Annotated in this window: 5 protein-coding genes and 1 pseudogene; 4 read left to right on the top strand and 2 right to left on the bottom strand. The window is 33.7% G+C overall.

The genetic code is table 11. The annotated features are described in order from the left end of the window. The first annotated feature begins 331 nt into the window (after positions 1 to 331). Positions 332 to 1,195 (top strand): DUF5518 domain-containing protein, encoded by an 864-nt coding sequence (locus tag GXZ72_02815; protein ID HHT18477.1) that lies wholly within the window; start codon positions 332 to 334, stop codon positions 1,193 to 1,195. A 691-nt stretch (positions 1,196 to 1,886) separates the two neighbouring features. Here the strand turns inward: GXZ72_02815 and GXZ72_02810 are convergent. Beyond that, positions 1,887 to 2,321 carry a hypothetical protein gene (locus GXZ72_02810; protein ID HHT18476.1) on the bottom strand — a complete coding sequence of 145 codons (435 nt, stop codon included), beginning with the start codon at positions 2,319 to 2,321 and terminating at the stop codon, positions 1,887 to 1,889. A 475-nt stretch (positions 2,322 to 2,796) separates the two neighbouring features. Between GXZ72_02810 and GXZ72_02805 the strand changes: the two genes are divergently transcribed. The 3 genes and pseudogenes from GXZ72_02805 (at position 2,797) to GXZ72_02795 (ending at position 6,031) form a co-directional block, all read left to right on the top strand. Beyond that, positions 2,797 to 3,405 (top strand): flavodoxin family protein, encoded by a 609-nt coding sequence (locus tag GXZ72_02805; GenBank protein ID HHT18475.1) that lies wholly within the window; start codon positions 2,797 to 2,799, stop codon positions 3,403 to 3,405. Between the two features lie 339 nt (positions 3,406 to 3,744). Further along, positions 3,745 to 3,989, top strand: a pseudogene (locus GXZ72_02800) (DUF1801 domain-containing protein). A gap of 1,238 nt (positions 3,990 to 5,227) precedes the next feature. Beyond that, entirely contained in the window at positions 5,228 to 6,031 is an 804-nt protein-coding gene (locus GXZ72_02795; protein ID HHT18474.1) for a hypothetical protein, read from the top strand. A gap of 174 nt (positions 6,032 to 6,205) precedes the next feature. On the opposite strand, the gene GXZ72_02790 is transcribed toward GXZ72_02795, so the two are convergent. Next, positions 6,206 to 6,826, bottom strand: coding sequence for a carboxymuconolactone decarboxylase family protein (locus GXZ72_02790; protein HHT18473.1), 621 nt, complete (start codon positions 6,824 to 6,826; stop codon positions 6,206 to 6,208). Positions 6,827 to 7,090: the final 264 nt, after the last annotated feature.

Below are 7,090 nucleotides of genomic sequence, written 5' to 3'. Positions count from 1 at the left end.
ATTTATAATTATCATTAATTATCATTTATATTTAAATCTTTAGTATAACAGCGTTTTTTTAAGTCTTTCTAAATAAAAATAACCAAAAAGCAATAAAAAAACCATGGTACCACTATGGAGATTGTTAGATAAAGAATTAAAGGTTATGGAAGGACTAAGTTTTAGTTCATTTTCTTTTGAGGTTATGAAGTGTGTAGAAGGAGTCTTGAATTTAGGGTTGAATTGGACAAATTTATAAAACTTAGGCTTTAATTCATATGATAATTTATTTTGAATATATTACTGAAAAGATCCCATCTTAATAAGTAATAATTTTAGGAAAGTAATTAAAATGAAAAATATTAATTGGAAGGCAGTAATGGCAGGTTCTGCTACAGCAATAGTGTTAGGAGTTTTATCTTCGTTTTTATTGATTTTTTCTCCGATTATTTCTTATGGAATATACGTTGGATTCATAATCGGTGCTCTATTAACCGGCTATATTGTCGGAGAAACTTGTGTGGATGGAGCAAAAAATGGAATATTGATGGGCATTATTACAGCCATAATATTATCGGCAGTTTCAATCATCTACGGTTTAATTGTACCGCGGGAGGCTTCATCAAGCGCAGTTATTATCTCAGAGATTTATGCAATCATTGAAACATTAATCATGTGTTCCATTGTGGGCTCAATTTTTGGAGGCATTGGTGCGGCTGGTTGGAAAATGAAGTTAAATTGGAAGTCAGTTATTGTTGGATTTGTGGTTACATTTGTAATTGCCTTATTAAGTGGATTATATTTACCAAAAATGGGATTAATATCACCAGTAATAGGTGCATTCATTGCAGTTTATCTAGTGGAAATCAGGTATCGTAATGGAATCTTGTACGGAGGACTGTCAACAAGCATAGCTGGACTTACATCAATTCCTTTGGTCGTTTTCTTATCACCAAATCTAACAAGCATACAAATGGCTAATTTCCACACGATATTAGGATCCCTCACCTATTTTTTATACATTGGCAGTGCGATTTCAGGTTTCTTACTATTCTTGTTCATTGGTATAATTAGTGGAATCATAGCAGTGGCCGTGAAAAAAAGAACCAGTAACAAATTTGAATATACAATGGTTGTTGTTGGAATTTTTCTTGTGTTTATTTTATTTAATGTAGTGCGTGTTGGTGCTATTCTTAGTACTTACGGGCCAGAATAATTTTTTTAGAAAATATGCGTATCAATATTATGGATGGGCGATAATGTTGGATTCAAATAAGTGGAAAATACTCTTAGTTATCTTCTCCATAATAGTTTTTTACTTAATTTTTCCATTTTCTTGGTTTCTATAATAGTTTTTTCAATATTACCATCTTCTAAAACTATTGAGCCTTCATATCCACAGTGATGGCATTTCCAGGTGCCACTACCTTCATAGATTTGCTCATATTTAATTTTCTTAGAACCACAGCGCGGACAGAATGTTTTTTTAACCATACCATTAGTCCTCCATCAACTTCGAAAGCTCTTCTTTAGCCCCAATAGCTTTTTTAAAAGTTAGATCTAACTCTAAAGCCTTATCAATATATTTTAGCCTGTTCATTTTTATTCATGGCCATAAATGTTTTTACTTTAGTAAAGCCAGAAAACCGGAATTTTGGGAATAATGTCTAATGCTCTTTCTATGTATTCCATTGCTTAAGAGTAATCACCCATTTTTCTGAGAGTATCACCTTTATTACATAAGTTATAAGGATCTTTTTAATCTAATCGTAATGCTTTATTTGTAGACTCCAAGCTTCTTCATAATTTCCTAGTTTGCTTAAAATCGCACCTTTAGTATTCCATAATAGAATCCTAATTAAGCAAAGAATATGCTGTTATAATTGAAAAATTCATTTAATATCCTATTAAAACTGTATTGCCCGTTGCCACAACAATTCAGATGATTTTTTGTTGTAATCTTGTGAATCTGGATCAGTGAACAAGTGTCCTGTGACAGGATACTCAAAATATTCATAACTGGCGCCAGATTGATGAATGCTCTTTGAAAATTCATCGATAAATTGTTGATTTTTCCACGGATCTTTAGCTGCATAATGAACCTGAAGAGGGCCACTTGATGGCCACTTTTCAATACCAATCATATTAAGAGGTAAAGCAGCGTGAAATAAAAGACATCCCCTGGCACCAGATTTTGTTCCAACAAGTAACTCAGCCGACGTTCCTCCCTTCGAAAATCCTGCATAAACTGTTTCACTGGGAAAATCTTTGACTGAAGAAAGGGTACAAGACACCATTTCTGTGATTCCAATTTCCTCAAATTTTTCGAGAGCTTGTTCCATATCATCAAATGTTTCACCATTATAAAGATCTGGAATGATAACATTATGTCGTTTATCTTATAACATTTCTGCAGCTTCAATTATTCCCCTTCGAAGCCCTAAAACTGAATGAAAGATTACTATATTTGCCATAAATCACTCTCCTTATAAATTATTATTTATGCATACTTCTTTTTCAATTATGTAAGTTTATAATCATGAAAACTTCTACTTGCGTGAATTCCATAGATAGATAGGTAAATAGTATCCTTTAACAATGCCTTTTATTTTGAAACTATAATAATTTAGGGTTTTAGATTTTTCCTATGCTTAGAATTAGGAGGGCGGATAGTGAGAGTATTACAAAAAATATCACCAACAATGAGAGATGGTAATAACCATATAGTCTAATAAGGAGGTTTTGTTATTTTTTTGACAATAAAATTTTTGTTGACATAAAATAAATATAATAGATGAAGATAGGGAGGTGATTAGTGTGAATGTTTTAGCAGTGGTGGGGAGCCCCCGGAAAGGGAAGGCCACTGATAAATTGGTGGATAAAGCTATTGAAGGTGTGAAGTTTAAGAATCCAGACTGTGAGGTTCGGAAGATTCATCTAACGGATTATGATATCAATTATTGCCAGAACTGTCTGGTATGCCGGGATACGGTAACAGACCAGCCAATGGCCAGATGCACTATAAGGGATGATATGGACCAGATAGACGAGTACCTCCTTAAATCAGATGCCCTGATTATGGGAACCCCTGTCCACTCTTCATTTGTAACTGCTCCCATGGCCACCTTCCTGGAGAGGATTACCTGGGTCTTCGCCAAACCAGAGGGTAAGGTATTAAATATTATAAAAGGATGTCCTCAGCCCAGATCTGATAAGAAGAGGAAATTGGCGATTATCGTGGTATCAGGTAGTGTGCCACCAATGTACCGGAGACTTTGTGATAATGCCACCAACCATATCAAGGAAGTTCTCCAATATTCACTAAACACCCAAAAAGTGGGAGCCTTGTATGCCGGGGATGTAGAGCACCGGGGAGTAGATTCCTACTTGGAGCAGGCCTTTAAGCTGGGGAAAAAATTGGTATGAATAATACTGTTTTTGCATTTCCCGGAACACGTCCGAATAATACATTACAAGTGAGTATTTGACAAGTAGGTGTTCAATATTACCTCCAGTAACTATTCCCTAACTCATCTGGGTCGACTAGGAGAGCATATATCCCGAACCTGGTCATAAGCTTATGCCTGACACGCGCCCCCTAATTTCCTCTGCCACTCCTGCATTAATATAACGGGGTGTTGAAGAATTTCCTCATCATGTGACTGGTGACATTCGTGAAACCGTCCTCATTGGGTTCCAGTTGAGAAATTTGTTTATCTCATAGTCATTCAGTTAGAAAAAAATAAGTAAATGTAAAGTAAAAATATCATCAAAGCCAGCTCACCATTACTCAAACCAAAAACTTGGCACGGGATGCCCCCATATGCCAGGGATGGTAAGGTCATTGCTTCATCCTGGGAGCTAAAGACGAGAGGTACATGATGTTGGGTTTCACCGAGGATGCTAAGCTCGATGAAGATAATTTTTGGCCGACTTCATTTGCACTGAAGGATTTAACTGCCGCCGAAGAGACTAAGATCACCGCTCTGGTGAAAAAAGCTGTGGGTTGATATCCCCTGGAAGACTTTGTAGCCGAATTGCCCCAACTAACTGTAAAATTGAAAATACTCTTTAAACATCACCTTTCACCTATTTATCATTGATTGTATCATCTGACATATATTGTTTCTTTATTAATTTACTGCAATCATTCCCTTCATTAAATGAATATATATTATTGGATTTAAAATTCTTGATAAGGGAACACTTGTTGATCGGAACTGAAACTGTAAAAACCGTTTTTATTGAAATAAAGCTGAATTCCCACCTTTTAAACTCTCCGTTTTCAGTGATGAAATCACTGAAAATCTGTTTAAATTCTTCTTCATTTGCATTGGATTGTATGATAAACAAGAGGTCATGACTGGCATTTAATTTATTAGTATTTTTCCGTTTCGGTGACACAACCCACATAATACACATTCAAATGCCCTGTTTTCATTACAACAATTTCATTATCCTGACTTTTTCCAAACATAATATTAGAACCAGAGGACTGATAAAATTACACTTCTTTAAAATGCCCAAAAAAAATCTATTAAAATAAAAGAGATCCCACTGATACATATGTGCAATCATTGTTTCAAGTTGTTTGAATTGTGATTGATTTTGAAAAGATCATTGCAGATTACCTAACCAACATTAATAAATATTAACATCCCATTAAGTATTAAATAAACAATTAGGGACTGAAATGATAACCACTAAACTGCATGTTAAGAAATCATCTCTTTTGATGTATCTTCCCTTGATTATTTTCTTTATAATAATTTTCCTGTGGCATTCTAGGTTAATCCCTGCAGGGGATGACCTATACTTTAGTAAGGTGTATTACGAGCAGAATATATTTGTTTTTTTAGCATGGCATTATGAAACCTGGACTTCACGACTAATAATTGAATTCTTCATAACAATATTTGCAGGGCTACCTCAAATAATCTGGAATATTATTGATTCAGCTATTTTCACATTAATTGCTGTTATAATTCCCAAAATAACATTTAATGACAATAAAATTAATGAAAAAAAATCATTGATCTACTACTCTTTATCTTGTGTTCTGGTATTACTATACATTTACACAATAAATGGTGCCTTATGGTCCGCGGGGTACATAGCATCCACTATAACTTATACATGGCCATTATTTTTCATGTTATTACATTTTTATCTGGTGAAAAAATATTTATTCAATGAAAATAATCTGAATAATTTACATATCATTAAAAATCTGGCTATTTATGGCATAATGATATTTTCATTGATATTTGCCATAAATAATGAAATTTTGTTATTTATTGTTGCTGGAGCTTATGTCTTTATCATTTTATACTGCTGGTACCAGAAAATAAAAATCCCAAAATCAATTTTTTTAATGTTGTTCATCATATTTTTGGGCTTTTTAAACTTCTATTTGTGCCCTGGAAACCAAGCAAGATACATGAAAGATATTTTACGCCGTTTCCCGGAATATTACACCTTAACAATAATCAATAAGATAGATTTGGGCATTAGCGCATTGATATATAAATTCATTACTCCTTACGGTCCAGTTAAATTTGGCCCAATTTACCTTACCTTCTTCGGAGCCCTGACTATTTATATATACTCCATCACTAAGAAAAAGATCCCACTATTAATCAGCATGATCCCTCTAATTCTTATCCTAAGTTTATTAATATTGATTTTTCTAGTGGGATATTCGCCAATAATCGCCTTCATGAACAAAGCAGTAACAGAGTATGGTTTATTACACTCCGATTTAAGTCATATTATGATAATTTCTGGCATATACTCAATTGTTACATTTTCAGTTGTTTATAGTTTAATAAAAATCTATAAGTATGGCGGAAAAAGGCTAAGCTCCCTTATATTATGTTTGCTTATTTTAGGATTTGCTTCTCAAATGATTAAGGGATTTTCACCTACGTGCTGGTTTACTGGTGAAAGATGGGAAGTGTATTATTATTTCTTCATTACCTGCGTTATTTATATATTGACCGTTGAATTGTTGGAAAATAGAGATGACGAAGGTAAAATAACTGATTGGTGAACAGAACACCGAGTGGTGTAATTAGTTACGAAGAAAAACTATAATATCCACTTTATTTCTAAATACCATCACTTTTCACGCATAATATTAATTGTTGAAGTCTACTGGGATGATATTAATAATAGGGGTATTTTTAACTGCACATTGCATAAAATTGATTAAACATCCTTCACATTAAAAATTAATTATTGGTTTTTTAAATAAATCAGAAATCAAAGCATGGATGAAAGATATGGGTGTTAAAAGAGTTCCTAAAATCATTTTAAACTCATAAAGTAAACTACTTCTTGGATCTCCTTTGCCTTTTAGTCTGTTGAAAAAAGAACTCCAGGGAATGCCATAAGTATTTCCAATCATGATGGTACGTATGGAACCAAGTATTCCTTTTGCTTTAGACTCACCATAGATTTCTATAATACGTTCCCATGATTCTCTAGTGGGGTTTCCCCTGGTGTCGGCATAGTGTTGGGCAAAGATGACTGCTTCAAGTTCATCGCTGGGAACATCTTCCATAACACCAGAGAGCATATTCTGGATTTCTTCATTGCTCATTCCGCTTTCAAGTGCCCTTTTAGTATGGGCATATGAGCATAAGGCACAGTCATTCACTTCAGTCACTGCTAACATTAGCCTTTCAATGAACTTTGGGCTTAAACTTTTGTTCTTTTTTGCCCTCGACATGTATTTTATAGTTCGAATTCCTGCATGAAAAATCCAGTAAGATTCCCTAACCGAGTATAGTTCCCTGCCAGAGAACACTTTATCAGGGGTTTTTTCATGATTTTTAACATCCATATTCTTCACTTTGATTAATTATAATATTTCCTGAGGCGTCTCAGAAACTCTATATTGATACTATATAATATTACAACCAGAACAATATGAACAATTACATTTCCAATTTATTTATTGTCAAGATTTATTGTCAGGGGAATTAATTAATAGTTCATCATAATATTGGGAAAATTACTGGAATAAGTAAAATATGGGCTTTTCTTAGGATGTGTTTAGAATTTTTTTTGGCCTGATCAAATATTTATTTATAGGATACTAATACTT

This window comes from Methanobacterium sp. (genome assembly GCA_012838205.1).
Classification (GTDB): Archaea; Methanobacteriota; Methanobacteria; order Methanobacteriales; family Methanobacteriaceae; genus Methanobacterium.
The sequence above is the reverse complement of the archived record's forward strand: the minus strand, read 5'-3'. Positions and strand labels throughout refer to the sequence as shown.

Coding starts and splice junctions, on each gene's coding strand:
- GXZ72_02815 (HHT18477.1), top strand. CDS start 332: ATGAAAAATATTAATTGGAAGGCAGTAATGGCAGGTTCTGCTACAGCA.
- GXZ72_02810 (HHT18476.1), bottom strand. CDS start 2,321: ATGGAACAAGCTCTCGAAAAATTTGAGGAAATTGGAATCACAGAAATG.
- GXZ72_02795 (HHT18474.1), top strand. CDS start 5,228: ATGATATTTTCATTGATATTTGCCATAAATAATGAAATTTTGTTATTT.
- GXZ72_02790 (HHT18473.1), bottom strand. CDS start 6,826: ATGGATGTTAAAAATCATGAAAAAACCCCTGATAAAGTGTTCTCTGGC.